Source organism: Micromonospora humi, assembly GCF_900090105.1.
GTDB lineage: Bacteria > Actinomycetota > Actinomycetes > Mycobacteriales > Micromonosporaceae > Micromonospora > Micromonospora humi.
On sequence record NZ_FMDM01000001.1, the window covers coordinates 484,800 to 511,453 of the forward strand.

23 protein-coding genes are annotated in these 26,654 nt (G+C 74.8%); 18 read left to right on the forward strand and 5 right to left on the reverse strand.

Annotated elements, in window-relative coordinates:
* Positions 1-18: 18 nt before the first annotated feature.
* Positions 19-1,470, reverse strand: a complete 1,452-nt coding sequence (locus GA0070213_RS02150; protein WP_091056164.1) for an LVIVD repeat-containing protein — start codon at positions 1,468-1,470, stop codon at positions 19-21.
* 138 nt (positions 1,471-1,608) lie between these two features.
* On the opposite strand from GA0070213_RS02150, the gene GA0070213_RS02155 reads away from it, so the two are divergent.
* The 5 genes from GA0070213_RS02155 to GA0070213_RS02175 all read left to right on the forward strand — a co-directional run bounded on the left by GA0070213_RS02155 (position 1,609) and on the right by GA0070213_RS02175 (position 7,638).
* A complete protein-coding gene (locus tag GA0070213_RS02155; protein ID WP_091056166.1) occupies positions 1,609-2,316 on the forward strand; it encodes a DUF305 domain-containing protein in 708 nt (235 codons plus the stop codon).
* A 38-nt stretch (positions 2,317-2,354) separates the two neighbouring features.
* Positions 2,355-3,578 carry a sensor histidine kinase gene (locus GA0070213_RS02160; protein WP_091056168.1) on the forward strand — a complete coding sequence of 408 codons (1,224 nt, stop codon included), beginning with the start codon at positions 2,355-2,357 and terminating at the stop codon, positions 3,576-3,578.
* Positions 3,575-4,240: a response regulator gene (locus tag GA0070213_RS02165; protein WP_091056171.1), complete on the forward strand. Its 666-nt coding sequence runs from the start codon at positions 3,575-3,577 to the stop codon at positions 4,238-4,240. The genes GA0070213_RS02160 and GA0070213_RS02165 overlap by 4 nt, the downstream gene beginning before the upstream one ends.
* A 147-nt stretch (positions 4,241-4,387) precedes the next feature.
* Entirely contained in the window at positions 4,388-5,152 is a 765-nt protein-coding gene (locus GA0070213_RS02170; protein WP_091056173.1) for an ABC transporter ATP-binding protein, read from the forward strand.
* 5 nt (positions 5,153-5,157) lie between these two features.
* On the forward strand, positions 5,158-7,638 hold the full coding sequence (locus GA0070213_RS02175; protein ID WP_091056175.1) for an ABC transporter permease: 2,481 nt from the start codon (positions 5,158-5,160) through the stop codon (positions 7,636-7,638).
* Between the two features lie 51 nt (positions 7,639-7,689).
* Here GA0070213_RS02175 and GA0070213_RS02180 read toward each other — a convergent pair whose 3' ends face one another.
* Positions 7,690-9,081, reverse strand: a complete 1,392-nt coding sequence (locus tag GA0070213_RS02180) for a serine/threonine-protein kinase (RefSeq protein ID WP_091056658.1) — start codon at positions 9,079-9,081, stop codon at positions 7,690-7,692.
* 523 nt (positions 9,082-9,604) lie between these two features.
* Between GA0070213_RS02180 and GA0070213_RS02185 the strand changes: the two genes are divergently transcribed.
* The 8 genes from GA0070213_RS02185 to GA0070213_RS02220 all read left to right on the forward strand — a co-directional run bounded on the left by GA0070213_RS02185 (position 9,605) and on the right by GA0070213_RS02220 (position 16,650).
* Complete coding sequence (locus GA0070213_RS02185; protein WP_091056661.1) at positions 9,605-10,261, forward strand: RNA polymerase sigma factor; 657 nt, start codon at positions 9,605-9,607, stop codon at positions 10,259-10,261.
* A 16-nt stretch (positions 10,262-10,277) separates the two neighbouring features.
* Positions 10,278-11,039, forward strand: a complete 762-nt coding sequence (locus GA0070213_RS02190; protein WP_245716213.1) for a hypothetical protein — start codon at positions 10,278-10,280, stop codon at positions 11,037-11,039.
* Positions 11,040-11,199: 160 nt separating this feature from the next.
* Positions 11,200-12,435 (forward strand): ergothioneine biosynthesis glutamate--cysteine ligase EgtA, encoded by a 1,236-nt coding sequence (egtA, locus tag GA0070213_RS02195; protein WP_091056177.1) that lies wholly within the window; start codon positions 11,200-11,202, stop codon positions 12,433-12,435.
* Positions 12,432-13,754 (forward strand): ergothioneine biosynthesis protein EgtB, encoded by a 1,323-nt coding sequence (gene egtB / locus GA0070213_RS02200; protein ID WP_091056180.1) that lies wholly within the window; start codon positions 12,432-12,434, stop codon positions 13,752-13,754. Before egtA ends, egtB begins: the two co-directional genes overlap by 4 nt.
* A 9-nt stretch (positions 13,755-13,763) precedes the next feature.
* Complete coding sequence (gene egtC / locus GA0070213_RS02205; protein WP_091056183.1) at positions 13,764-14,510, forward strand: ergothioneine biosynthesis protein EgtC; 747 nt, start codon at positions 13,764-13,766, stop codon at positions 14,508-14,510.
* 34 nt (positions 14,511-14,544) lie between these two features.
* Complete coding sequence (gene egtD / locus GA0070213_RS02210) at positions 14,545-15,516, forward strand: L-histidine N(alpha)-methyltransferase (protein WP_091056185.1); 972 nt, start codon at positions 14,545-14,547, stop codon at positions 15,514-15,516.
* Positions 15,517-15,741: 225 nt separating this feature from the next.
* Positions 15,742-16,329, forward strand: a complete 588-nt coding sequence (locus GA0070213_RS02215) for a TMEM165/GDT1 family protein (RefSeq protein WP_091056188.1) — start codon at positions 15,742-15,744, stop codon at positions 16,327-16,329.
* A 117-nt stretch (positions 16,330-16,446) separates the two neighbouring features.
* Positions 16,447-16,650 carry a hypothetical protein gene (locus GA0070213_RS02220; protein WP_091056190.1) on the forward strand — a complete coding sequence of 68 codons (204 nt, stop codon included), beginning with the start codon at positions 16,447-16,449 and terminating at the stop codon, positions 16,648-16,650.
* A gap of 53 nt (positions 16,651-16,703) precedes the next feature.
* Here the strand turns inward: GA0070213_RS02220 and nhaA are convergent, their stop codons facing one another.
* Positions 16,704-18,005: a Na+/H+ antiporter NhaA gene (gene nhaA, locus GA0070213_RS02225; RefSeq protein ID WP_091056193.1), complete on the reverse strand. Its 1,302-nt coding sequence runs from the start codon at positions 18,003-18,005 to the stop codon at positions 16,704-16,706.
* 153 nt (positions 18,006-18,158) lie between these two features.
* Positions 18,159-20,015, reverse strand: coding sequence for a nucleoside-diphosphate sugar epimerase/dehydratase (locus GA0070213_RS02230; RefSeq protein WP_091056195.1), 1,857 nt, complete (start codon positions 20,013-20,015; stop codon positions 18,159-18,161).
* Between the two features lie 185 nt (positions 20,016-20,200).
* Here GA0070213_RS02230 and GA0070213_RS02235 point away from each other — a divergent pair, with 185 nt between their 5' ends.
* Positions 20,201-21,655, forward strand: coding sequence for a tyrosine-protein kinase domain-containing protein (locus GA0070213_RS02235; RefSeq protein ID WP_091056198.1), 1,455 nt, complete (start codon positions 20,201-20,203; stop codon positions 21,653-21,655).
* Here the strand turns inward: GA0070213_RS02235 and GA0070213_RS02240 are convergent.
* On the reverse strand, positions 21,636-22,265 hold the full coding sequence (locus tag GA0070213_RS02240; protein WP_245716214.1) for an arsenate reductase/protein-tyrosine-phosphatase family protein: 630 nt from the start codon (positions 22,263-22,265) through the stop codon (positions 21,636-21,638). The genes GA0070213_RS02235 and GA0070213_RS02240 overlap by 20 nt on opposite strands.
* 69 nt (positions 22,266-22,334) lie before the next feature.
* Between GA0070213_RS02240 and GA0070213_RS02245 the strand changes: the two genes are divergently transcribed.
* The 4 genes from GA0070213_RS02245 (at position 22,335) to GA0070213_RS02260 (ending at position 26,586) form a co-directional block, all read left to right on the forward strand.
* Entirely contained in the window at positions 22,335-23,570 is a 1,236-nt protein-coding gene (locus GA0070213_RS02245; protein WP_091056665.1) for a glycosyltransferase family 4 protein, read from the forward strand.
* 133 nt (positions 23,571-23,703) lie between these two features.
* The gene (locus tag GA0070213_RS02250; RefSeq protein WP_245716215.1) at positions 23,704-25,425 is read left to right on the forward strand and encodes a DUF4012 domain-containing protein; all 1,722 of its coding nucleotides are present in this window, start codon (positions 23,704-23,706) and stop codon (positions 25,423-25,425) included.
* 13 nt (positions 25,426-25,438) lie between these two features.
* Positions 25,439-26,068 (forward strand): hypothetical protein, encoded by a 630-nt coding sequence (locus GA0070213_RS02255; protein WP_091056203.1) that lies wholly within the window; start codon positions 25,439-25,441, stop codon positions 26,066-26,068.
* Positions 26,069-26,166: 98 nt separating this feature from the next.
* Entirely contained in the window at positions 26,167-26,586 is a 420-nt protein-coding gene (locus tag GA0070213_RS02260) for a protein-tyrosine phosphatase family protein (protein WP_091056205.1), read from the forward strand.
* Positions 26,587-26,654: the final 68 nt, after the last annotated feature.

The window sequence follows — 26,654 nt, forward strand, 5'->3', positions numbered from 1 at the left end:
GCCGGTCTCGCGGTCAGGTCACCAGCTCAGGTAACCCGCCTGGGTCTGCACGTTCAGCTCGGGCACCCGGATCAGCTGGGCCAACCAGGTGCGCGGGTCCCGCAGCTCCAGCACGTCCAGGCCCTTCTGGATGTCGCTGGAGTAGATGTGACCGTTGTACCAGTAGGCCGACCAGGAGCCGCCGGTGCGCAGCTGGGCGGCGTCCAGCGGACCACGCTCCCAGTAGGCGATCTCCTTGGGCTTGGCCGAGTCGGTGAAGTCCCAGACGGAGATGCCTCCCTGGTACCACGCCTGGACCATGATGTCGCGACCCGGCACCGGGATCAGCGAGCCGTTGTGCGCCACGCAGTTCTCGGTGTCCGCGTTGACCCGCGGGATCTTGTAGTAGCTGCGGAACGCCAGCTTGCGGGCGTCCCCGCGACCGGTGATGTCGTAGATGGCGTCCGCGCCGCGGTTCGGCCCGACCACCTCGTTGCAGGTCGCCGCGCCGCCGCCGCCCAGCTCGTCGGTGAAGACGACCTTGGTGCCGGCGTTGTTGAACGTGGCCGAGTGCCAGAACGCGAAGTTCACCGTGTCGGTGACCCGTTCGATGACCCGCGGCGCCTCCCGGTTCTTGATGTCCAGCAGGATGCCGTCGCCCATGCACGCGCCGGCGGCCAGGTCCTTCGCCGGGTACGCGGTGATGTCGTGGCAGCCGGTGGTGGCGGACGTCTGGCCCGGGATGCCCGGGTAGCCGCCGTCGGGGAAGAGGTTCGGGGTCGCCACCACGGACGCCGTGGTGGGGTTCTTCACCGGCACCTTGACGATGGAGATCGAGTCGTGCGGTGGCTGGCAGTCCGGGAAGTCGGCGCGAGGGCTGTACGAGGAGACGTACAGGTAGAGGTTGCGCTTGTCCTTGCCCGGCACCAGCGTGTGGGTGTGCGAGCCGCACGCCGTCTCGACCGACTTGATGTAGCGCGGGTTGCGCTTGTCGCGGATGTCGAAGATCTTGATGCCCTCCCAGGACTCCTTCACCGACGCCGGCTGGGCGGTGCTGGCGCAGGAGTCGTCGCTGCGCGACGAGTCGGTCGACAGGAACAGCAGGTTCCCGCTGACCGAGATGTCGTTCTGCGAGCCGGGGCAGAGCACCTGCGACACGATCGTCGGCCGGCTCGGCCGCGACACGTCGTAGATGACGAAGCCCTCGTAGTTGCCGACGAACGCGTACCGGCCCTGGAAGGCGATGTCGGTGCCGAGGGCGGACGTGGTGTCGAACGGGCCCTGCTTCGGCAGGTTGGCGACCTGACGCAGGTTGGGGCTGCTGGAGATCTCGTCGACCCCGGGGACGGCGTTGTCCACGGTGGCCGGCGCGGCCTGGGCGCGGGGGATCTCCTGGGCGCTGCTGGGTGGCGCGGCGATCACGCCGGCGAGCAGCAGGCCGGCGGCGGCGAGGCTGACGGTCCGGACACGGGACAGCTGGATGTTGATCATCGGCAACACCCTTCGAAAGGGGATGATGATTCGCCACACCTTACCGATATACGACCGTCATCAATGTGACCCCAGTCACATCCGGGAACTTTCGTCTATGGATAGGATCGCTGTCACCTCGACCTGAGGGAGGACCGTATGACCGGTCGACCGGCACGGGTGTGGCTTCCCGTCACAGCCCTGGCGGCGCTCCTGGCGATCGGCGGCCCGGCGCTGGCCGGCTGCGACGACGACAGCCGCCCGGCGGCGGACCGGCCCGGTCCGACCACCGCCGGCCCGGCCACCCCGAGCGTGACGGGCACCGTCTCGGCGCCACCGGTGCTGGTCCCCGGCCGCCCCGGGGAGCCGGCCACGACCCGCGCCGCCGGGCAGGTCCGCGACGCGGCGCAGCCCCGCTACAACGGCCTCGACGTCTGGTACGTCCGGATGATGATCCCGCACCACGAGCAGGCCCTGGAGATGGCGAAGCTCGCCCCCGACCGGGCCGCCGACCCCCGGATACGCGCCGTCGCCGACCGGATCCGGGCCGCCCAGGGGCCGGAGGTCGGCGTGCTGCGCGCCTGGCTGAGCACCCGGGACCTGCCCGCCGAGGTCGCCGGCCACGACCACGCCACCATGCGCGGGATGCAGTCCGCCGAGGCGATGCGACAGCTCTCCGACGCCCGCGGCGCGGCGTTCGACCGGCTCTTCGTGCGGATGATGACCGCCCACCACGAGGGCGCGGTGGTGATGTCCAGCGACCTGCTCAAGGTCGGCGCCGACCAGACCATGCAGGAGTTCGCCACCGGGGTGGCCGTCGAGCAGTCCGCCGAGATCGGCCGCATGCGCGCCCTGCTCGCCTCCTGACCGGGGCCGAAGAGACACCGGTCACCCCCGTACGCTGGGTGACCGTGGACCGCCTGATCCTCGGCCGGCCGTTGCGCGGCGTCGCGTTCGACGCCGCGGTCTCCGGCCTGGTCGCCGTCTTCGCCGTGCTGGGCCTGCTGGCCGAGCAGGGCGGCCTGCCCGCGTTCGCGGTCGGCGTGGCGATGGCGGCGGCGCTGTTCTTCCGGCGCACCCACCCGTCCGCGGTCGCCGTCGCGGTGGCCGCGTTGGCGTTGGTCCAGGTGATCGTCGGCTGGGGCCCGCTCGGCTACGACATCGGCGTGCTGATCGCGCTCTACAGCGTGGTCAAGTACGCCGCCCGGTCGCGCGACGGCATCCTGGCCGGGATCGGCGCCGCGATCGGCGTGCTGCTCTCCGCGCTCTCCTGGCCCGGGCCGTCGCCCTGGTGGGCCGGCGCGCTCTACTACGGCCTGGTCACCGGCGCGGTGTGGCTGGTCGGCCTCAACGTGCGGACCCGCCGCCTCTACGTGCTCAGCCTGGAGGAACGCGCCGCGACGGCGGACCGGGAGCGGGAGGCGGAGTCCCGGGCGGCGGTCGCCGAGGAACGCACCCGCATCGCCCGCGAGCTGCACGACGTGGTCGCGCACAGCCTGGCCGTCATGATCGTGCAGGCGGACGGCGTGCGGTTCACCCTCGACCGGGACCCGGCGACCGCGCGGGAGGCGGCCAAGGTGGTGGCGGACACCGGCCGGCAGGCGCTGGAGGAGATGCGGCGGCTGGTCGGCGTACTCCGGGAACCCAGCCGGCCGGAGCCGGCCGCGGTGGCGGACGAGCCCGCCGGCGAGCCGGCGCACCGACGGCCCGCGCTGGTGGAGCTGCCCGCGCTGCTCGACCGGTTCCGCGCCGCCGGGCTGCGCATCGACTGCGGCGGCGCCGGCACGCCGGTGGCGTTGCCGCCCGGCCTGGAGCTGACCGTCTACCGGGTGGTGCAGGAGAGCCTGACCAACGCGCTCAAGCATGCCGGGGTGGGCGCGTCGGTCGAGGTGACGCTCGACTGGGCCGCCGACACCGTCGCGGTCCGGGCCGTCGACGACGGCCGCGGCCGTCCGGTGGTCCGGCCGGCGCCGTCCGGCGGGCACGGCCTGGTCGGCATGCGGGAACGGGTCGGGGTGTACGACGGCAGCCTCGCCGCCGGCCCCACGCTGGCCGGCGGCTGGCGGGTCGAGGCGCGACTGCCGCTGCCCGCGGCGGCCGGCACCGAGGAAGGGAGCGCGGCGGCGTGACCGTGCGAGTGATGATCGTCGACGACCAGGCGCTGGTGCGCGCCGGCTTCCGGATGGTGCTCGACTCGCAGCCCGACCTGGCCGTGGTCGGTGAGGCGATCGACGGCGCGGACGCGCTGCGGGTGCTGGACCGGGTCGAGGCCGACGTGGTGGTGATGGACCTGCGGATGCCGACCATGGACGGGGTCGAGGCGACCCGGCGGATCTGCGCCCGGTCGGCCGGTGCGCGACCGCGGGTGCTGGTGCTGACCACGTTCGACACCGAGGCCGACGCGTTCGCCGCGCTGCGCGCCGGGGCGAGCGGATTCCTGCTCAAGAACGTGCCGCCGGAGGAGTTGCTCACCGCGATCCGGGTGGTCGCCGAGGGCGACTCGGTGGTGGCCCCGTCGATCACCCGGCGACTGCTCGACCGGTTCGCCGGGCAGCTCGGCCCGGCGCCGGCCGAGGACCCGCGGCTGGCCCAGCTGACCGAGCGGGAGCGGGAGGTGCTGCTGCTCGTCGCGCAGGGTCTGTCCAACGCGGAGATCGCCGCGCGGGTGCACGTGGCGGAGGCGACAGTGAAGACCCACGTCGGGCGGATCCTGGCCAAGCTCCAGCTCCGCGACCGCGTCCAGGCCGTCGTGCTGGCGTACGAGAGCGGGCTGGTCACCCCCGGCGGCTGACCCGGCGTACGCCGCAGGTCGTAGGGGTCCGCCCGGTCGGGGACGACCGGGGGCGTACCGCGGTCGAGCGCGCAGGTGGAATCGTCGACGGTGCGGCGGCCATAGCGTCGGAAGGGTCACCAGACCACGTCCGACAGGAGCACCACGTTGTCCGCAGCCCCGACCACCGGCGTCGCCCTCGCCGCCCGTGACCTGCGCCGGGAGTACGGCGTCGGACAGTCCCGCGTCGTCGCCCTGGACGGCGTCGACCTCGACCTGGCCGCCGCCCGGTTCACCGCCGTGATGGGCCCCTCCGGCTCCGGCAAGTCCACACTGCTGCACTGCCTCGCCGGCCTCGACCGGCCGACGGCCGGCGCGGTGCGCATCGGCGACGCCGACCTGGCCCGGCTCGACGACCGCCGGCTCACCCGGCTGCGTCGGGACCGGATCGGCTTCGTCTTCCAGAAGTTCAACCTGCTGCCCACCCTGACCGCCGAGGAGAACATCGTCCTACCGCTGGCCATCGCCGGCCGGCGGCCCGACCCGGCCTGGCTGCGGCAGGTGGTGGCCGCGGTCGGCCTGACCGACCGCCTCGGCCACCGGCCGGCCGAACTCAGCGGCGGCCAGCAGCAGCGGGTCGCGGTGGCCCGGGCCCTGGTCACCCGACCGTGGGTGATCTTCGCCGACGAGCCGACCGGCAACCTCGACTCCCGCGCCGGGGCCGAGGTGCTGCGGCTGCTGCGGGAGGCGGTGGACACGCTCGGCCAGACCGTCGTCATGGTCACCCACGATCCGGCGGCCGCCGGGTACGCCGACCGGGTGGTGTTCCTGGCCGACGGTCGGCTGGTCGACGAGCTGCACCGGCCGACCGTCGGTCAGGTCCGCGAGGCGCTCGACCGGCTCGACCGGGCCACCTCCGGAACGGGGCGGTGAGCGGGATGCTGCGCCTGACCCTGCGCCAGATCCGCGCCGACGGCCTGCGCCTGCTGCTGTCCTCGCTGGCGATCGTGCTCGGTGTCGCGTTCGTCGCCGGCACCCTGATGTTCACCGACGGCATGCGGGCCGGCGCGTACGAGCGGGCCGGCGCGTTCGACCGGCACACCGACCTGGCCGCGTACGCCGGCGCCACGCCCCTGCCGCCGGCACTGGTCGACCGGGTGCGCGCGGTCGACGGGGTGGCCGCCGCCGCGGGCGAGCTGACCGCCTCCGCCGGAGTGGTCGGCGCCGACGGGCGGCCGGTGCTCGGCTACGCCGTCCTCGCCGCCGTCCCCACCGAGCCGGCCCTCCAGTCGTACGACGTGGTCGCCGGGCGACTGCCGCAGCGCGCGGGCGAGCTGGTGCTGGACGAGAAGACGGTCGCCGAGCAACGCTTCGCCCTCGGCGGTCCGGTCTCGGTCGGCGGGGCGGCCGGCGCGGCCCGGCCGTACACCCTGGTGGGCTCGGTCGACGTGGCCGGCACCGCCCGCGACGCCGGCGGCCCGTTCATCGGCCTGACCGGCGCGGACGCCCTCGCGGTCGGCGGTGAGCGTGGCTACGGGCGGATCATGGTGGCCGCGCGGCCCGGCGCGGACGTCGCGGCGCTGGCCGAGCGGGTGCGGGCCGTGGCGGGGCCGGGTGTCACGGTGCGGGACCGGGCCGCGATCCTCGACGCGGCGGTCGCCGACGCGGTCCGCGACCTGCGGCAGTTCGAGCTGATGCTGGGCACGTTCGCCGCGGTGGCGGTGGTGGTGGCCGGCTTCGTCATCGCCAACACCTTCGCCATCGTGATCGCCCAGCGGTCCCGCCGCACCGCGCTGCTGCGGTTGGTCGGGGCCACCCGGGGGCAGGTCTACCGCGCCGTGCTGGCCGAGGCGGCGCTGACCGGGCTGGTCGCCGCCGCGGTCGGCGTGCTGGTCGGGACCGCGCTGGCCGCCGCGCTCGGCGCGCTGCCGGGCGGCGTCGGCGCACCGGCCGCCGGCGGGGTCACCGTGACCGCCCGTACGGTGCTCGTCTCGCTGGCGTTGGGCACGCTGCTCACCGTGGGGGCCGCCGCGGTGCCGGCGTGGCAGGGCACCCGGATTCCGCCGGTGGCGGCGCTAACCGACGCGGCGACCCGGCCGGCCCGTCCGGCCGGCCGGGTCCGGCTGGTGGTCGGGGCGCTGGTCCTCGCCGCCGGCGTGGCGGCGCTGTTCGGCGCCGGCCCCACCGGCCAGGTGCCGTTGGTGGCGGCCGGTGGGCTGCTGGCCTTCGGCGGTGTCGTGGCGTTCGGCCCGGTGCTGGTGCCGGCGCTGGTCCGGGTGCTCGGCGTGCCGGCCCGCGTGCTGTTCGGCGCCCCGGCGGCGCTGGCCGTGGCGAACGCGGTACGCAACCCGCGCCGGGTCGCGGCCACCGCCACGGCCATGGTGATCGGGATCGGGCTGGTCTCGTCGTTCGTGGTCGGCGCGGGCAGCGTCAAGGCCGGCATCGAGCGCGCGGTGGACGCCCGGGTCGGGGTGGACTTCCTGGTCACCGGCATCGGCGCGGACCTGCCGGCTCCGCTCGCCGGCGAGTTGGCCGCCCGGCCGGAGCTGGGCGTGGTGCACGAGCAGCGCAGCCGGGTGACCGACGACGTCGAGGTGCGCGCCGCGCACCCGGCGCTGGTCCGGCGGACGTTGTCCGCGGTGGACGCCGGCGATCCGGGCGCCCTCGGACCGGGTTCGGTGCTGGTGCACCGCGAGCTGGCCGCCGCCCGGGGATGGGCCGTGGGCGACACGGTCACCGTCGCCGGCCGGCCGTTCCGGGTCGTGGCGGTGGTGGCCGACGACGGGCCGCTCCTGGGCGGCAGCGCGGTGCCCGCCGGGCACGTGGTGGAGATGGCGGACGCCGACTTCGGCCGTCTCTTCCCGGCCGAGCACGGCTTCCTGGCCGAGGTCGAACCGGCCGACGGGGTGAGCGTGGACGTCGCCCGGGCCGCGGTCGAGTCCGTGGTCGTCCGCTATCCCACCGTCAACGTGATGGACCAGGCCGCCTACAAGAAGATGCTCACCGGCACCGTCGACCTGGTGCTGGGCTTCGTCACGGCGTTGCTCGGCCTGGCCGTGGTGATCTCGCTGGTGGGCGTCGCCAACACGCTCAGCCTGTCGGTGGTGGAACGGACCCGGGAGAACGCGGTGCTGCGCGCGGTCGGCCTGAGCCGGGCCGGGATGCGGGCGGTCCTCGCGGTCGAGGCGGTGCTCACCGCGCTGGTCGGCACGCTGCTCGGCGTCGCGCTGGGCATCGGCGTCGCGGCGGGGGCGATGGCGGTGGTGGCACGCATCGGCGGCGACTTCACGCTGGTGCTGCCGTGGGGGCGGCTCGGTCTGATCGTCGCGGTGGCGGTGCTCGCCGCGATGCTCGCCTCGGTCGTGCCGGCCCGGCGTGCGCTGGCCCGACCGGTGGTGGCGTCGCTCGGCGCGGACTGATCCCGGTCCGGCCCGGTCCCGCCGACGACGGCGGGACCGGGCCGGGCGCGATCAGGGCCGGGAGACCGGCTGGCCGCCCGCGTCGCCGCCGCCGTCGGCGGGGGCCGTCGTGGTGGTGGTGGTCTCGGTCGGTGCGGTGGTCTGTGCCGGCGGCGGGCTGGTGGTCGGTGCGGTGCTCGGCGCGGTCGGTGCCGTCGACGGGGTGGCCGACGGGCTGGGCTGGACCGACCCGGTCGGGGAGGCGCTCGGCGACACCGAGGTCGACGTCGACGGCCGACCGCTCGAACCGGCCGGCTGCCAGTTGTTGTCGTCGACGCTGCTCGTCGGCCCGTCGGTGACGGCGGTGTCGGCGACCGAGTTGCTCGGCGCCACCGCGGGCGGGTTCGTGTCGAGCTGGGTGGCGGGTGCCTCCGCGTCCCCGGCGGCGGCCAGCATCGCGCCCAGCGCGGTCACCGCCACCAGCACCGCGCCCGCGGCGCCGACCAGCGCGCCGCGCCGGCCCCGGCGGCGGGGGGCCGCGGCGGTCGCCGCCGACCGCACCACCGGCTGGTCGCCGCGGGTCGGCGCCGGGCCGGCCGCGCCGCGCAGCGCCGCCGGCACCGTCGCGGTCGGCGACACGCTCCGCGCGGCGCGGGCGGCGTCGGCCATCGCCGCGGCGCTCGGGTAGCGGTCGGCCGGATCCTTGGCCAGGGCCCGGGCCACCAGCTCACGGACCGGGGCCGGGATCTCCGCGGGCAGCTCCGGCGGAGCGTCGTCGAGGTGACGGACGGCGACCTGGAGCGGGTTGTCGCCGGTGAACGGCGGGCTGCCGGTGAGGCAGCAGTAGGCGACCGCGCCGAGCGCGTACACGTCCGTGGCGCCCGAGACCGGCCGGCCGGACGCCTGCTCGGGCGCCATGTAGAGGGCGGTGCCGGGCACCGCGTTGGTGCTGGTGATGCTGGTGACGTTGGTCGAGCGGGCGACCCCGAAGTCGACCAGGACGACGGTGCCGTCGTCCTGCACGAGCAGGTTGCTCGGCTTGACGTCGCGGTGCACGATGCCCCGGCCGTGGGCCCCGTGCAGCGCCTGCGCCACCTGGGCCACGATCGACATGGTCTCGGCGACCTCGAGCTGGCCGGCGTCCTCGATCCGCCGGGACAGGGGCTCCCCGTCGACGAACTCCATGACCAGGTAGTCGGCGCGGCTGCCGTCGGGCAGTTCGTCCTCGCCGCAGTCGAAGACCTGGACCACGCCGGGGTGGCGCAGCGACGCCATGATCCGCGCCTCGGAGCGGAACCGGGCGATGAAGTCGGGGTCGTTGACCAGCGCGGGAAGGAGCACCTTCACCGCCACCTGACGGCCGAGCACCAGGTCCTTGGCACGCCAGACGTCGCCCATGCCGCCGGTGGCGACACGGTCATCCAGGCGGTACCGACCGCTGAGTACGACGTCGGAGGTGAGCATCCCCATACCGTACCCACACGGGCCCCGGAGTATTTCCGGCGATCTCTCCTGTCGCGGTCGGCGAGCGGCTGCGGGCCGCTCGGCCGAACGGCCGGGGGCGGGTAGGCCGGTGCGCTGACCGTGATCGGGCGGGTACGATCGGCCAGATAATGCCGGTCTCCGGGCGGGTGTCCGCTCCTCCCGGCCTGATCCGCCCCATTTCGCCTGATGGGCAGCGTCCGCGCGGTGGCCTTCGTTACACCGACACGCCGACGGTGGGCTTAGACATTTCTCTCGCTTTTTCGCCGGTCCGTGCCTTGCCGGCCACCGGCTCGCCCCGCCACGGTCGGCCGGGCTCCCGGTCGCACGGTGACGCCGGTACGGTATGTCCCGCCCCGGCGTGCCGGCGGCGGTGTCCAGGTGTGCGCCGGCTCCGAGCCGGTCGCCGATCAGCTCAGCGGGGGGCCGAGGTGCGGATGGCGGTGTGGTCTCCCGGGTCGGCGGACGCCCGGCCGCAGGCGCCGGCCGGGCCGGGGCGGCACCCGTGACCGCCGAGCTGAACGAGGCGGTCGCCGCGGCGCAGGCCGGCGACGAGGAGGCGTTCCGCTCCCTCTACCGCGGCCTGCAGCCGGCCCTGCTGCGTTACCTGACGTCGTTGGTGGGTGCCGATGCGGAGGACGTGGCCTCGGAGACCTGGCTGCAGATCTCCCGCGACCTGCCCTCGTTCACCGGCGGTGAGTTCCGCGCCTGGGCCGTCACCATCGCCCGCAACCGGGCCATGGACCACCTGCGCCGCCAGCGGCGGCGGCCGGTCGTCCCGGTGCCCGTGCAGGCCCTCAACGACCTGGCCGCGGACGCCGACACCGCGGACCGCGCCGGTGAGGCCATCGGCACCGAGAGCGCGCTGGCGCTGATCCGCACCCTGCCGCCGGCCGAGGCGGAGGCGGTGATGCTGCGGGCCGTCGTCGGCCTCGACGCGGAGACCGCCGGGCGGGTGCTGGGCCGGCGAGCCGGCGCGGTGCGCACCGCGGCGCATCGTGGGCTGCGCCGGTTGGCGGCGATGCTGGAGCGCGCCGCGGAGGGCGCGCCGCAGAACGCGCCGGGCGCGGTCGGAGAGGGCGACCGGGGCGCCGTGCGGCAGCGTCCCCGCACCGACCGTCCGGCGCCGCACGCGCCCGAGGCCGAGCCGGCGGAGGGCTGACGTGAGGGGAAACGGCATGAACTCTCCCGGGCCCGCAGGGCCCGCCGACCGGGCGGAGTCCGACCGGCGCCTCGACGCCGCGCGCGCCGCGCCGCCGGCCGGCGGCGACCCGCTGGCCCGGCTGCTCGCCGCCGCCGCCGCGCCGGCCACCGGTGACGAACTGGCCGGCGAGGAACGGGCGCTCGCCGCCTTCCGGGCTGCCCGCGCCGCCCCCGCGGTCACCGAGCGGGCGCCCGCGCCCCGCCCGCGCCGCCGGCTCCGGATCGCCGCCGCGCTGTCCGGACTCGCCGCCACCGCGGTGGCCGGGGTGGCGTTCGCCGCCGTGCGGCTGGACCACGGCCCGGAACCGGTGGTCCCGCCGACCTCGACGACGGCCGGCACCGGCCCCACCGGCACCGGGCCCTCGCGGCCGGCGCCCAGCGGCCCGGCCGGCGAGGCGTCCGGCGCGGCAGCGTCGCCGACCCCGCCCTCACCCACGCCACCGTCCTCCGCCGGGCCGCCCCCCGGCGGGCACCCGGCCCCGCCGCCGGTCGACGGCAAGCTCGCCGGTCAGTGCCGCGCCTACCTGGCCAAGCCGGAGGGGCAACGGGCCAAGGCCCTGACCAAGCCGGGCTTCGCCGATCTGGTGGCCGCCGCCGGTGGCGCCGACCGGGTGGAGAGCTACTGCCGGGGCACGGCGCCGAGCGCCGCGGCGCCGACGCCGCCGGAGCCGAAGTCGAAGAAGTCGTCAGCCGACGAGGACCGCAGGCCCGGTCCCGACGACGAGGACGACGACTGAGCCGGCCCGGAGGCGATCGGATCCGGACAAAAATTCATCTCTCCGGGCGCGCGGATTCCGTCTGCTAGACAGAGGATGGTGGGACGCGCGGACCCGAGCCGTCGGGGTCGGGTTCCAGGGCGACGGCGTGGTCGCCCGTCTCCGCGAGAGGAGCCGTCACGTGGTGATGTCGCCGGAACTGGACCGGGCCACCGTCCTGGGGGACGAGGCCGCGGCCCGCGGCCACCTGGCCCGGATCTGCTTCAAGACCGGTCCACCCACCCTCACCGGCGTCGAACTGGAATGGACCGTGCACGACGCCGCGGACCCGACCCGTCCGGTCGACCGCGAGCGACTGCGCGAGGCGCTGGGCCGGCACGGCCCCGTCACCCTCGACCCCACCAGCCCGGCCCACGAGCTCCGGCACGGCGGCACCGTGACCGTGGAGCCCGGCGGGCAGGTGGAGATCTCCGCTCCGCCGCGACCGTCGGTCGCCGCGCTGGTCTGCGCCACCCAGGCCGACATCGACGAGCTGCGAGCCCTGCTGGACGCCGCCGGCCTCGTGCTGGGGGACACCGGGATGGATCCGTGGCGCCCGCCGCGGCCGGTCGTCGACACCCCCCGCTACCGCGCCATGCGCCGCGTCTTCGACCGGCGCGGTCCGGCCGGGCGGGCCATGATGTACAGCACGGCCGGGCTCCAGGTCTGCCTGGACGCCGGCGAGCCGGACCAGTTGGCCCAGCGGTGGGCCGCCGCGCACGCCGTCGGGCCGCCGCTGCTGGCCGCGTTCGCCACCGCCGACCGGCATGCCGGCCGGCCCACCGGTTGGGTGTCCGCCCGGATGGCCGCCTGGTTGGCGATCGACCCGGCGCGCACCCGCCCGGTGTGGTCGCCGGCGCACGCCGACCGCGACCCGGTCACCGCCTGGACCGGATACGTGCTCGCCGCGCCGCTGCTCTGCGTCCGCGGCGACGGCCCGGACTGGACCCCGCCGGAAGGCGTGACCTTCGCCGGCTGGCTGGCCGGGGCGCTGCCCCACCCGCCCACCACCGACGACCTGGAATACCACGTCAGCACGCTCTTCCCGCCGGTCCGGCCGCGCGGCTACCTGGAGCTGCGCTACCTCGACGCCCAGCCGGGCCGGGAGTGGACCGTCCCGTCGGCGGTGCTGGCCGCGCTCTTCGCCGAGCCGTCGACCACCCGCGACGCGCTCGCCGCGGCCTCTCCGGTGGCCGACCGGTGGCACGCGGCGGCACGGCGCGGGCTGGCCGAGCGTCCGCTGGCGACCGCCGCGGCGACCCTGTTCGACCTGGCGCTGACCGCGCTGCCCGCGCTGGACCTGCCGGCCGGGATCCACGACCAGACCCACCGAGCGATCCGGCGGCACCGCGCCGCCGCGGAGAGGGGACACCGGTGACCACCACCGAGCGGCCGGGAACCGACGCCGAGCACCTGCGCACGAGGATCGCGGCGGAGCTGGAGCGCACCCGGGCCCGCACCGCGTCGCTGACCGACGCGGTGGACGACCACGATCTGGTCCGGCAGCACTCCACCCTGATGTCGCCGCTGGTCTGGGACCTGGCGCACGTCGGCAACCAGGAGGAGCTGTGGCTGGTGCGCGACGTCGGCGGGCGTGACCCGGTACGCCGCGACATCGACGATCTTTACGACGCGTTCAAGCAGCCGCGGCGGGACCGGCCGTCGCTGCCGCTGCTGCCGCCGGCCGAGGCGCGCGCCTACGTGCGCACGGTGCGGAACAAGGTGTACGACCTGCTGGACGGCATCCGCTTCACCGACCGCCCGTTGGTCGAGGACGGGTTCGCGTTCGGCATGATCGTGCAGCACGAGCAGCAGCACGACGAGACGATGCTCGCCACCCACCAACTGCGCGACGGCGTCCCGGTGCTGGACGCCCCGCCCCCGCCCGAGCCCCGGGCGGCCGTCGCCGGCGAGGTGCTGGTGCCGGCCGGGCCGTTCACCATGGGCACCTCCACCGACCCGTGGGCACTGGACAACGAACGCCCGGCGCACACCGTCGACCTGCCCGCCTATCTCATCGACGCCGCGCCGGTGACGAACGGCGACTACCGCGCGTTCATCGCCGACGGGGGCTACGAGCAGTCGCGCTGGTGGAGCGAGACCGGCTGGCGGCACCGGGTCGACGCCGGGCTGAGCGCGCCGCTGCACTGGCGGCGTGACGGCGACGGCTGGGCGTACCGCCGGTTCGGCCGGTGGTCCGCGGTGCGCGACGACGAGCCGGTGGTGCACGTCTGCTGGTACGAGGCGCAGGCGTACGCGGCCTGGGCCGGCAAGCGGCTGCCCACCGAGGCCGAGTGGGAGAAGGCGGCCCGCTGGGACCCGGCCACCGGCCGCTCCCGCCGCTATCCCTGGGGCGACGAGGACCCCACCGCCGCGCACGCCAACCTGGGGCAGCGTCACCTGTGGCCGGCGCCGGTGGGCGCGTACCCGGCCGGCGCCTCGCCGCTCGGCGTGCACCAGCTGATCGGCGACGTGTGGGAGTGGACCGCCGGCACCTTCCACGGGCACCCGGGCTTCACCGCGTTCCCGTACCGCGAATACTCGGAGGTCTTCTTCGGCGCGGAGCACCGGGTGCTGCGCGGCGGCTCGTTCGGCACCGACCGGTCGGCCTGCCGGGGCACGTTCCGCAACTGGGACTACCCGATCCGGCGGCAGATCTTCAGCGGCTTCCGCTGCGCCCGCGACGCCGGGGAGTGAACCGGCCCGATGTGCCGTCACCTCGCGTACCTCGGTCCACCGGTCACCCTGGGCAGCCTGCTGCACGACCCGCCGTACGGGCTGCTGCGGCAGTCCTGGGCGCCGCGCGACATGCGGGGCGGCGGCACGATCAACGCCGACGGCTTCGGCGTCGGCTGGTACCCCGACGGCACCGATCCGGTCCGTTACCGGCGGGCCCAACCGATGTGGAGCGACACGACCCTGCCGGAGCTGGCCGCCGTGACGTCCGCCGGCGCGGTGCTGGCCGCCGTCCGCTCGGCGACGGTGGGCATGCCGCTGCACGAGACCGCGGCGGCGCCGTTCGCCGAGGGGCGCTGGCTGTTCAGCCACAACGGGGTGGTCCGGGGCTGGCCGGACAGCCTGGTGCCGCTCGCCGCCGGGCTGCCCGTGCGGGACCTGCTCACCCTGGAGGTGCCGACCGACTCGGCGGTGCTCTGGGCGCTGGTGCGGCACCGGTTGCGCGCCGGGGAGACGCTCGGCGAGGCGGTGGCCGGCACGGTCGCACGGGTCACCGCCGCCGCGCCTGGTTCGCGGCTGAACCTGCTGCTGACCGACGGCTCGACGGTGGCGGCGAGCGTGGCCGGGCACGCGCTGTCGGTGCGGCAGCGCCCCGGTTCGGTGGTGCTGGCCTCCGAGCCGTTCGACGACGACCCCGATTGGCGGGCGGTGCCCGAGGGTCGGTTGGTGCTGGCCACCGCCGCCGGGCTGGACGTCCGTGAGTTGACCACCGTCTGACCACCCATCCACCGGTAGGAGAGAGGACGTCTTGATGAGCGCGGAGCCGCTGGAGATCCACCTGGAGGAGCAGGACCTCGACCGGGCGCTGCGGGAGGACGTACGGGTCGGGTTGACCGCGTCGCCGAAGTGGCTGCCGCCGAAGTGGTTCTACGACGCCCGGGGCAGCGAGCTGTTCGAGGAGATCACCCGCCTGCCGGAGTACTACCCGACCCGGGCCGAGCGGGCGGCGCTCGCCGCGCACGCCGACGACGTCGCGGCGATGACCGGGGCGAAGACGCTGATCGAGCTGGGGTCGGGCTCCTCGGAGAAGACCCGGCTGCTGCTGGACGCGTTCACCCGCCAGGGCGGCCTCGGCACGTTCGTGCCGCTGGACGTCTCGGTCAGCGCGTTGCGCTCCTCCACCGAGCGGATCGCCGCCGCGTACCCGGGGCTGCGGGTGCGGGGCATCGTGGGTGACTTCACCCGCCACCTGGACCGGTTGCCCACCGGTGGTCGGCGCCTGGTGGCGTTCCTCGGCGGCACCATCGGCAACCTGCTGCCGGCGGAGCGGGCCGGGTTCCTCGCCGCCACGCGCGCGGCGTTGGAGGCCGGCGACTGGCTGCTGGTCGGCACCGACCTGGTGAAGGACCCGGGCGTGGTCGTCCCCGCCTACGACGACGCGGCCGGGGTGACCGCCGAGTTCAACCGCAACGTGCTGCGCGTGGTCAACCGGGAGCTGGGGGCCGACTTCGACGTCGAGGCGTTCCGCCACGTGGCGGTCTGGGACCCGGAGCGGGAGTGGATCGAGATGCGGCTGCGCGCCGAGCGCCCGACCCGGGTGCGGGTGGCGGCGCTGGGTCTGGACGTCGCGTTCGCCGCCGGGGAGGAGTTGCGGACCGAGGTCTCGGCCAAGTTCCGGCCGGCCGGGATCGCGGCCGAGCTGGCCGGCGCCGGATTCGTGCGCCAGGCCTTCTGGACCGACCCGGACGGGCTGTTCGGGGTGAGCCTGGCCCGGGCCGACTGAGGCCGGTGGCCTCGCCCACACCCGGCGGGCGCCTGCGGTGGTGATCGGTTAGGCTGGTCGGCGCGAAGGGGAGTAGCCCGCAATGTCGTGGTCGACACACTGGTGCGTTCCGCATCCGGCCACGCGGCCCCGGTCACCGGGGCGGGCGAGACCTTCGACTCAGGCTGTCGCAGCCGGGTCGAGGGCATCCCTGTCTCTCCTCCCGGCTTGATCGGGAAGGTTCACATGGAGGGTTTCCTCGTCGCGCTGGTGGTCAGCTTCGGCGTCATCTTCGTCGCCGAGCTGGGGGACAAGTCCCAGCTCATGGCCCTGACGTTCGCCACGCGTTTCCGCCCGCTGCCGGTGCTCATCGGCATCACCATCGCCACCGCGATCGTCCACCTGGCCTCGGTGGCCATCGGGGTCGGCCTCAACGCGGCCCTGCCGACGGGCTGGATCTCGTTGATCGCCGGTCTGGCGTTCCTCGGCTTCGGCGCCTGGACGCTGCGCGGCGACAAGCTGACCGAGGAGGAGAAGCGCAAGGCCGAGCGCAGCACCAAGTCGGCGATCGTCGCGGTCGGTGTGGCGTTCTTCCTCGCCGAGCTGGGGGACAAGACCATGCTCGCGACCATCACCCTGGCCACCAAGTACGGCTGGTTCGGCACCTGGCTCGGCTCGACGCTGGGCATGGTGGCCGCGGACGCGCTGGCGATCCTGGTGGGCCGGATGCTCGGCCGGCACCTGCCGGAGCGGGCCATCCGCTACGGCGCGGCAGTGCTGTTCGCCATCTGCGGCCTCTGGCTGATCTTCGAGGCGATCCGGGAGCTGAGCTGAGCGGTCCTCGGATGATCAGGAACCACCACCGTGGGTAAGTACCTCCGGTGACGCCGCGCCGGCGCGACGAGCGCCGCCCGGCGGGCCACCGAATCGGACGACCGGGAGGTTGCGCGCATGAGCAGGCACGACGAGCCCAACGAGTACGGCTTCGCCGGGGGCGCCACGGCACCGCAGCCGCCGGCCGGCGGTCGCGCGGACGAGCAGGACCGCGCGGAGGGGGTCGCGGTGCCGGGTGACGACCTCACCGAGCCGTTCGCCGACGCGCTGGAGGAGACCGAGGACGAGGGCGCCGAACGGCGCGCCGAGCACCGCCGCTGATCGCCGCGCGCCGGCCGCCGTCCCGATGCGGGGCGGCGGCCGGCGCGTCCGGGTCAGGCGGGCCGCTCCTGGTAGACGTCGGGGATGCCGTCGCCGTCGTCGTCCCGGCTCTCCCGCTCGCTGATCCGCCGGTGCACCCGGTTGCGGCGCAGCAGCACGACGGCGGCCAGGGCGGCGGAGATCAGCGAACCGGCCAGCACCGCCGCCTTGACCCGCGCGTCCTCCGGGCTGCCCGGACCGAACGCCAGCTCGCCGATGAGCAGGGACACCGTGAAGCCGATGCCGGCCAGCAACGCCAGGCCGACCAGGTCCGCCCAGGTGATCTCCTCGTCCAGCTCGGCGCGGGTGAACCGGGCGAGCAGGAACGTCGAGCCGAACACCCCGATCACCTTGCCGAGCACCAGGCCGCCGGCCACCCCGAGCACCACCGGGTCGCGGACGACCGCACCCAGGTCGACGTCGACGAGCGAGACCCCGGCGGCGAAGAACGCGAAGACCGGCACGGCGAGCCCGGCGGAGATCGGCCGCCAGCGGTGCTCCAGCCGCTCGGCCAGCCCGGGCTCGCCGTTGCGGCCGGCCAGCACCGGCACGGTGAAGCCGAGTAGCACCCCGGCCACCGTGGCGTGCACGCCGGAGGCGTGCACCAGCACCCAGGCGGCCACCGCGAGCGGGATCAGCGCCCACCACCACGTGCGCCGCCGCTGCACCAGCAGGGCGAACAGGGCGATCGGCAGCAACGCGCCGAGCAGCGGCAGCGGCCGGAAGTCGGCGGTGTAGAACACGGCGATGACGGTGATCGCCAGCAGGTCGTCGACCACCGCGAGGGTGAGCAGGAAGGCCCGCAACCCCTGCGGTAGATGGGAGCCGATCACGGCGAGCACGGCCAGCGCGAAGGCGATGTCGGTGGCGGTGGGGATCGCCCAGCCGCGCAGCCCCGCGCCGCCGGCGCTCGCGGTCACCGCCAGGTAGATCAACGCCGGCACCACCATGCCACCGACCGCGGCGACCACCGGCAGCGCGGCCCGCCGGGGGTCGCGCAGGTCACCGGCGACGAACTCGCGCTTGAGTTCCAGCCCGACCACGAAGAAGAAGATCGCCAACAGCCCGTCGGCGGCCCAGGCGGCGAGGCCGAGGTCGAGGTGCAGTGCCGCGCCGCCGGGCCACGGCACCCACTCGCCCAGCGCGGCGTACGCCGCGCGCCACGGCGAGTTGGCCCAGACGAGCGCGAGGACCGCGCCGAGCAGCAGCAGCCCGCCGCCGACCGTCTCGGTGCGCAGCACGTCGGCCAGGAAGCGGGCCTCCGGCCAGGACCGGCGGGCCAGCAGGCGGGAGGAGTGCGGAGGGCGATGAGACACGGGGCGTCCGTTCCGGGAAGAGGGGTCGGCTGATCACATCGCCGACCAGGCTTCCCGGCACACCGGGGTCAACCCTATCGCTGGCGGCGGCCCGGTGGCGAGTCGGACCGGTGCGGGCGCCGCGTCCGCACGGCGCCCGCAGCGGGGTGCGCGTCAGCGCTGACCGGGCAACGCCGGCAGGGCCGAGCCGACCGTCTCGCAGAACGCCGCCATCCGCTTGACCAGTTCGTCCGGATCGGCGTACGGGTCCAGCCCGCGCACCTCGTCCGGATCGAGCGGGGGCACCGGCACGTGGGAGATCAACGGGTGCAGCGGGCGGGTGTCCGACTCGTCGGCGCCGAAGAGATGCTCGTGCAGCTTCTCGCCCGTCCGTAGCCCGGTGTAGACGATCTCCACCGGGTGGTCCGCCTCGGCGGCCAGCCGGCGCGCCACGTCGGCGATCCGGACCGGCTCGCCCATGTCGAGCACCAGCGCCTCGCCGCCGCGACCGATGGTGGCGGCCTGCAGGACCAGGTGGACGGCCTCCTGCACGGTCATGAAGTAGCGGGTCACGTCGGGGTGGGTGACCGTGATCGGCACCCCGGCCCGGATCTGCGCCTGGAACGCGGTCAGCACCGAGCCCCGGCTGCTCAGCACGTTGCCGAACCGGACGCTCAGGTAGGTGCCGCCCAACTGCTGGGCCTGGTGGGCGGTGAGCCGTTCGGTGATCCGCTTGGAGTAGCCCAGGACGCTGGCCGGGTTGGCCGCCTTGTCGGTGGAGATGTTGACGAACTGGGCGACGTCGCGGCACGCCTCCAGCACGTTCAGGGTGCCCCAGACGTTGGTCATGATCGCTTCGCCGGGGTGCCGCTGGAGCATGGTCAGGTGCTTCAGCGCGGCGGCGTGGAACACCACGTCGGGCTGCCGGTCGGCGACCACCCGGGCGATGCCCTCGGCGTCGCGGATGTCGGCCAGGATCAGTTCGGGGCCGTCCAGCAGCGCCCGGCCGTGCAGGGACATCTGCAGCGCGTGCAGCGCCGACTCGTCCCGGTCGAGCATCATCAGCTCGTCCGGCTCGCACCGGGCGATCTGCCGGCACAGCTCGGAGCCGATCGAGCCGCCGGCGCCGGTCACCAGCACCCGCCGGCCGGCGAGCCCGCCGCGTTCGACGGTCAGCTCGGCCACCCGCTGGGCGCGGCCGAGCAGGTCGGTGAGCTGGAGGTCGCGGACGTCGGTGGCGGCGACCGGCCGGTCGAGCAGTTCCCGCACCGGGGGCAGGACCTTGAACGCGGCGCCGGCCTCCAGCGTGCGGGTGCGCACGTCGCGCAGCAGCCCGGCGTCCGAGCAGCTCATCGAGAAGATGACGGTGCGGGCCTGGGTGCCGCGGATGACGGCGCCGACCTGCTCCCGCCCGCCGAGGACGCGTAGTCCCTCCAGCCGGAGCCCGCGGCTCTCCGGGGCGTCGTCGAGCAGTCCGACCGGCCGGTAGTTGCTCTCCGGGTCGTGCAGCAGCGCGCGGACGAGTCGTTCGCTGGCCGCGTCCACGCCGTACACCAGGCAGCGTTCGGCGTGCCGCGCGGCGGGACGGTGGCGGTCGGCGTGCGCGCGCCAGAGTCCGCGACCGGCGGCCATCAGCACCAGCGCGACGGCGCCGCCGACGAGCGGGGTGGTCGCCGGGATCGGTCGCTCGGTCCAGGGCAGCACGGCGGCGAGCGTGACGACGGCGGCGATGGTGACCGTGCCGGCGAGGCCGCGGGCGTCGCCGGCACTGCCGATCGGGTAGCGGCCGTAGAGCCGGGACCGCGCGAACGTGAGGAGCGCGTAGAGCGCGGCGCAGGCGAGGGCGACGGCGAGCACCCGGGCGCCCCCGGTGGCGGTCAGGTCGAACTCGTACCGGGTCCAGGCGGCGCCGAGGAATCCTCCGCACCACGCGGCCGTGTCCAGCGTTAACAGGGAGAGGGTGGCGGCGCGGTGGGTGATCCGGCTACGGGGTCGCACGACGTCTTCGGCGGCGGTGGCGTCACGATCCATTGTTGCCCTCGTGTCCTATCCGGAATAAGAAGTTTCAGGTCATGCAAGCATGTTGCGTCGTTTACATTCCATCTGGTCGCCTAACGTGCTTAATGGGCGGTTCGATCCTGGCATGACGACGGTGGGTTTTAGGGGGCTTTCGTGCAGTTTCATCGGCAGACCGGCGTGTCGCGAGGGGGAGCGTGATGGATGTTCTCGGCTACCTGCGCCTGGTCCGACGCCACTGGTGGATCGTGCTGATCACGGTGATGCTCGCCGTCGGCACCGCCGCCCTGGTGACGGTCCGGACACCGCCGCGGTACCAGGCCACGGTGACGTTCTTCGTCACCACGCCCAGTCAGGGCGTGACCGACGCCTACCAGGGCGGCCTCTTCCTGCAGCAGCGGGTGAAGTCGTACGGTGACCTGCTCACCAGCGACCGGCTGGCGCAGAGCGTGGTCGCCGACGCGCCGCTCGGGCTCACCGCCGACCAGGTGCGCGGCCGGATCACCACATCCGCTACCACCGGCACGGTGCTGCTCAAGGCCACCCTCACCGACACCGACCAGACCCGGGCGCTGAAGACCACCGAGGCGCTCGCCACCAAGTTCACCGAGCTGGTCCGGAAGGTCGAGACCCCGGGGGACGGCAAGGCCCCGCCGATCAAGATCGAGGTGGTGAGCGGCCCGCGGGTGACGTCCAGCCCGGTCTCGCCGCAGCCGTTCCGCAACCTGGTCGTGGGTGGACTGCTCGGCCTGCTGGCCGGCGTCGGCCTGGCCGTGCTGCGCGGCCTGGCCGACGTGCGGATGCGCGACGCCGCGGCGCTGCAGCGGGTGACCGGCAGTCCGCTGCTGGGGGAGATCCCGTTCGAGTCCGGGGCCAAGGCGGCCCCGCTGATCGTCGGCGACGCGGCCACCTCGGCGCGCGCCGAGGCGGTCCGCAAGCTGCGCACCAACCTGCGCTTCGTGGACGTGCACGAGCCGGCCCGGGTCATCGCGGTCACCAGCGCCCTGCAGGGCGAGGGGAAGACCACGATGGCCTGCAACACCGCCATCGCGCTGGCCGAGGCGGGCTGGCGGGTGCTGCTCATCGACGCCGACCTGCGGCGCCCGAAGGTGGCCGACTACCTCGGCGTCGACGGCGGGGTCGGGCTGACCGACGTGCTCGTGGGTGACGTCCAGGTCGGTGACGTGGTGCAGCGCTGGGGCGAGAAGTCGTTGCTGGTGCTGCCCAGTGGCGCCGCCCCGCCGAACCCGAGCGAGCTGCTCGGGTCCAAGGCGATGTCGGACCTGCTGGTGGCGCTGCGCGAGTCCGCGGACATCGTGATCATCGACACCGCGCCGCTGCTGGCGGTCACCGACGGTGTGGTGGTGGCCGTGCAGGCCGACGGCGCGCTGCTGATCACCCAGCAGGGGCGGACCTCGCGCGGGCAGGTGGCCGCCGCGGCGCGGTCGCTCAGCTCGGTGTCGGTGCGACTGCTCGGTTGCGTGCTCAACATGGCCAAGGTGGGCAAGGCGGACGCCTACCAGTACGAGACGTACAAGGTGGTCGTGCCGCCCGCCCCGACCGCGGTGCCCGCGGACCGGGCCGAGGCGGCGCGGCGCGGCGCGCCACCCGCCGAGGAGAACCGGACGCAGGAACTCACCCGGCTGTCGCGATGAGCGCGCATACCGGCCGGATCGACCGTTCGATCTCCTCGGCGCAGCGACGGAAGTCGGCCGGGGAGCCACCGATCGGGTCCCACAGGTCGTCCGCGCCGGGGGCGGCGGGTTGCAGCCGCCCCCGGGCGCGGACGGCCGCGGCCACCGCCGCCCGCACCGGGGTGTCGCCGGTCGCGCCGGCCGGCGCCGCCGCGGCGGCGAACCGGGCGAACTGGTGCAGCGTGAACGTGCGGCCCAGCGCGGCCGGCGCCAGCGCGGTGCAGGCGGAGCGTTGCTGCCGGGTGGCGGTCAGCACCAGATCGGCCGCGGTCAGGTGCTCCGCCCGTAGCCGGCGGGTCCGGAAGGCGGTGACGTCCGCGCCCGCCGCGGTGACCACCTCGACGGCGTACGGATGCATGGCCGCGCCGTCGACCGCCTCGGTGCCGGCGCTGGTAGCGGTCACCGGGAGGTCGGCGAGCAGCCGGCGGGCGATGAACTCGGCCATCGGCGACCGGCACATGTTGGCCTGGCAGACGAAGAGCACCTCGTCGAGCATCTGGACCCCTCTGGTCGGCGCGGTGACACCGCGCGGCGCCGCGACGGTCGGCGGCCGCCGGTCGCGGGTGGTCACGGAGGGGATGCCGGCATCGTACGTGGCACCGGCGCCGACGGTCCGGCCGGCCGCGCCGGGAGGGTGGACGTGAGAGTCGGCATCCTGACGTACCACTTCCCGCCGGAGCCGGCGTTCGTCCCGGGCAGCCTGGCCGAGGAGTTGGCCGCCCGCGGGCACGAGGTGCGCGTGCTCACCGGCTTCCCGGACTACCCCGGCGGCCACGTCTATCCGGGCTGGCGGCAGCGGTGGCGGCACCGGACGCACAGCGAGCGGTTGACCGTTCGCCGGGTGCCCCGGTATTCCGGCGGCGACGGTTCGACCCGGGCCCGGACCGCCAACTGGCTCTCCTTCGCCGGCAGCGTCGCGCTCGCCGGCCGCCGCTACTTCCGGGATCTCGACGCCCTCTACGTCTTCCAGCTCCCCGCCGTGACGTTCGCCGCCACCGGCCTGCTGCGCCTGCTCGGCCGGGTGCCGACGGTGTTGCACGTGCAGGACGTCTGGTCGGAGGAGGACGCGGCCCGGCCGGGGGAGTCGCGCCGCCGGGCGGGCCGGTTGGACGCCGGCCTGCGCCGGTTGTACCGGGAGGCGGACGTGGTCGTGGTCGGCGCGCCGTCCATGCGCGAGCTGGTGCTGGCCGGCGGCGCCGAGCCGGAACGGGTGCGTACGGTGCCCACCTGGACCGACGAGCGTCTGTTCCGGCCGGCCGAAGCCGGTTCCGTGGCGCGCCGACTGATCCGCCGGGACGACCGCTGCGTGGTGATGCACGCCGGCACGATCGGCGTGCGACAGGGTCTGGAGACGGCGGTGCGGGCGGCGGCCGCGCTCGGTGACCGGATGGACCTGGTCCTGGTCGGGTCGGGCAGCGAGGAGCGGCGGGTGCGCGGCCTGGCGGCCGAGCTCGGCGCGGACAACGTCCGGTTCGTCGAGCGGCGCTCACCGGCGGACATGCCGCAGCTGTACGCGGCCGCCGACTACCAGCTCGTCATGCAGCGCGACCTGCCGGAGCTTCGCGCCACCGTGCCCGGCAAGTTGCCGGCCGCGCTCTCCTGTGCCGCGCCGGTGGTCGCCTCGACCGGCGGTGCCGCCGCTGAGCTGGTGGAGCGGACCCGGGCCGGGCTGTCCTGCCCGCCCGAGGACTGGGCCGCGCTGGCCGACCGGTTCTGGCTGGCCGCGGCGATCCCCCCGGCGGCCCGGGTCGACATGGGCCGGCGTGGCCGGGATGCCTACCTCGGGCAGATGTCGCTGCGGGCCGGCGTCGACCGGATCGAGGAGGCCCTCGGTCAGCTGACCGCACATAGAGGGAAGAAAGCACCAAAAACCTAAAAACATCCTTCATCATGTACATACTGGCTAGAAAGCAATGTTCTGTCCGGTTGACGCATTGGAGAGTGGTGTGACGGAACGCGGTGCTTCGCATCGTCGGCGCAAGCGCTCCCGGCGACGCAGCCGGAGGCGCGTGCGCCGGGTCCTGCTGACCGGACTGGTCGTGGTGTCGGTGGTGCTGGCCGCCGGTGGCTGGGTCGCGTTCCGGGGCTGGCAGGCCCGCTCCCACCTGGTCAACGCCGCCGGGCTCGCCAAGGACCTCAGCGTCCAGGTGCTGGAGGGGGACATGGCCCGGGCCCAACGGACGCTCTCCGCGTTGCAGGAGCAGGCCACCGCGGCCCGCGGGGCGACCGGGGACCCGGTCTGGTGGCTCGGCCAGCGGACGCCGTACGCCGGCGACGACCTGACCGCGGTCCGCCAGATCTCGGTGGCGGTGGACGACCTGGCCCGGCTCGCTTTTCCCACCCTGCTCCGGGTCGACCTCGCCTCGCTGGTGCCGAAGCAGGGCCGGCTCGACGTGACCCGCCTGCGTACCGTCTCAGCTGAGGTGGCCCGCGCCGACCAGGCGGTCCGGCGCAGCTCGGAGCAGTTGCGGGCGGTCCCGCTCGGCGGCCTGGTGGCACAGGTGCGGGACGCGGTCACCGCCCTGCGGGCGGAGCTGGACCAGCTGGGCGACCTCACCTCGGCGGCCGACCGCGGCGCCCGGCTGCTGCCGCCGCTGCTCGGCGCCGACGGCCCGCGCACCTACCTGCTCGTCTCCCAGAATCCAGCCGAGTTGCGTGCCACCGGCGGCATGCTCGGCGCCTACGCGGTGCTGCGGGCGGACGACGGTCGGATCCGGCTGGCCGGGCAGGGCAACGCGACCGATTTGCTGTACTTCGATCCACCGCTCAAGGTCGCGCCGGAGGTGCGTCGGCTCTGGTCGGACCTGCCGGGGATGTATCCCGCGGATGTGAACCTCGATCCGGACTTCCCCACCGCTGCCGCGCTCTACCGGGAGATGGTGCGCCGCCGCACCGGGACGACCGTTGACGGCGTCCTGGCGGTGGATCCGGTGGTGTTGTCGTACCTTCTCGGCGTGATCGGCCCGGTCGCCGTGCCGGACGGGCCAGAGTTGAGCGGCAGTACCGCGGTGCGGACTCTGCTCAGCGACTCGTACCGAGACCTGGACGTAAAAGCGCAGGACACGTTCTTCGCGCGGGCCGCCGCGCGGGTGTTCGAGGCGCTGTTCACCAAAACGGTGGACGCAAGGGCGCTTCTGACCGTTATGCGGCGCTCAATCCAGGAACGTCGGATATTGTTCTGGAGTGTCCGATCCGAGGAGCAACGCGTGCTGGCCGGCACCCGGTTGGCCGGGCAACTCCCGGAGAAGGACACCGTGCCGACGGTCGGCGTGTTCCTCAACGACGGCAGCGGCGCGAAGCTCGGCTACTACCTCAGGTTCTCGGCCACCCTGACGGTCGGCGCGTGCCAGCCGGACGGTCGCCGCGAACTGCGGCTGCGGGTCACGGTGCACTCCACCGCCCCGCGGTCGGGCCTCACCGAGTCGGTCACCGGCCTGGCCCTGTCCGGCGACAAGTACACCGCCCGGACCTTCGTCTCGGTGCACACACCGAGCGGGGGTGCGGTCCTCACCGGCCGGCTGGACGGGCGGGACACCGCGATGGGCGGCGGAACCGACCGCCGGCGCCAGGTGGCGGTGGCGAACGTGGAGGTCGGGCCGGGGCAGACCCGGACGCTCGACGTCACACTGCTCACCGGCCAGAACGGCGCGGGCACGGCCGACCTGGTGCTCACGCCCACCGTCACCCCGTGGACCACCCAGATAGTCACCGCACCCAGATGTGAACAGTAGGAGGGAATCCATCATGCGGCTATCCCGCATCATCATGGCGCTCACGGTGGGCCTGGCCGTCGCGGCCGTGCCGACCGCGGCCGGGGCGGCGCAGCCGCAGCCACCGGTCTACCCGCCGACCACCGTCCGGCTGGACCTGATCAATCCGACCATCTTCGAGGGCCAGACCTTCACCCTGCGGGGCCGGGGCTTCGGGCCGAACGAGCTGGTCTCGATCCACGTGTCCCGCACCAACCTCCCGATCGCGGCTCCGGCGGAGGGGACGGCGCGGCGCAGCGACGGCAGCACGGTGGCGATGTCGACGGTGGCGTACACCCCGAATGCCGCACCGCAGCCGGCACCGACCGACTTCACCGTCCGGGCGGACGCGAACGGCAACTTCACCACCACGTACCGTCCGACCCGTACCGGTCGGTACACGTTCACCGCCACCGGTCAGACGACCGGCCGGACCGCGAGCACGACCGGTACGGTGCTGCCCAAGCGGCCGCCGCACCCGCCGCGCCCGCCGCACCACGGCGGACACCTGCCCGTCACGGGCGGCAGCATCGGCACGCCGCTGAAGCTCGGTGGCGGCCTGGCCGGCGCCGGAGCGGTGCTGCTGCTGGCCTCCCTGGCCTGGCGCCGCCGTCGCCTCGGCTGACCCGAGGCGAGCCGGGGTGGACCCGGCACGTCGTGAGTGCCCGCCGGACCTCGTCCGGCGGGCACTCACGTGTCTCCGCCACGCCGCACAATGACCCGATGGACCCGACGACGCCGTGGACGGACCCGGCCGGTCTGCTCACGCTGCCCGATGGCGCCACCGTGCGTGGACGTCGGATCGCCGCGCCGGCCACGCCCGCCGACTTCACCCTGGTGCTGGCGCCCGGGCCGGAGCCGGGGTGGCCGTCCCGGCGGATCCGCTGGCCCGACTTCTGGCTCCCGCTCGACCGCGCCGACGCGCTCGACGCGCTGCGCGAGGCGTGGCGACGCGCGTACGCCGGCCAGCGGGTCGAGGCCGCCTGCCACGGCGGCGTCGGCCGGACCGGCACCGCGCTGGCCGCCCTCGCCGTGCTCGACGGGCTGGACCCCGGCCGGGCGGTGGCCTGGGTGCGCGCGCACTACCACCCACGCGCGGTGGAGACGCCGTGGCAGCGGCGGTGGCTGCGCGGCGTCCGGTGACGGCGCTCGTGCCGACCACGGCGTGGGACCGCCGGATCGGCACAGCGTCACCGAGCGGGTGAGCCGCG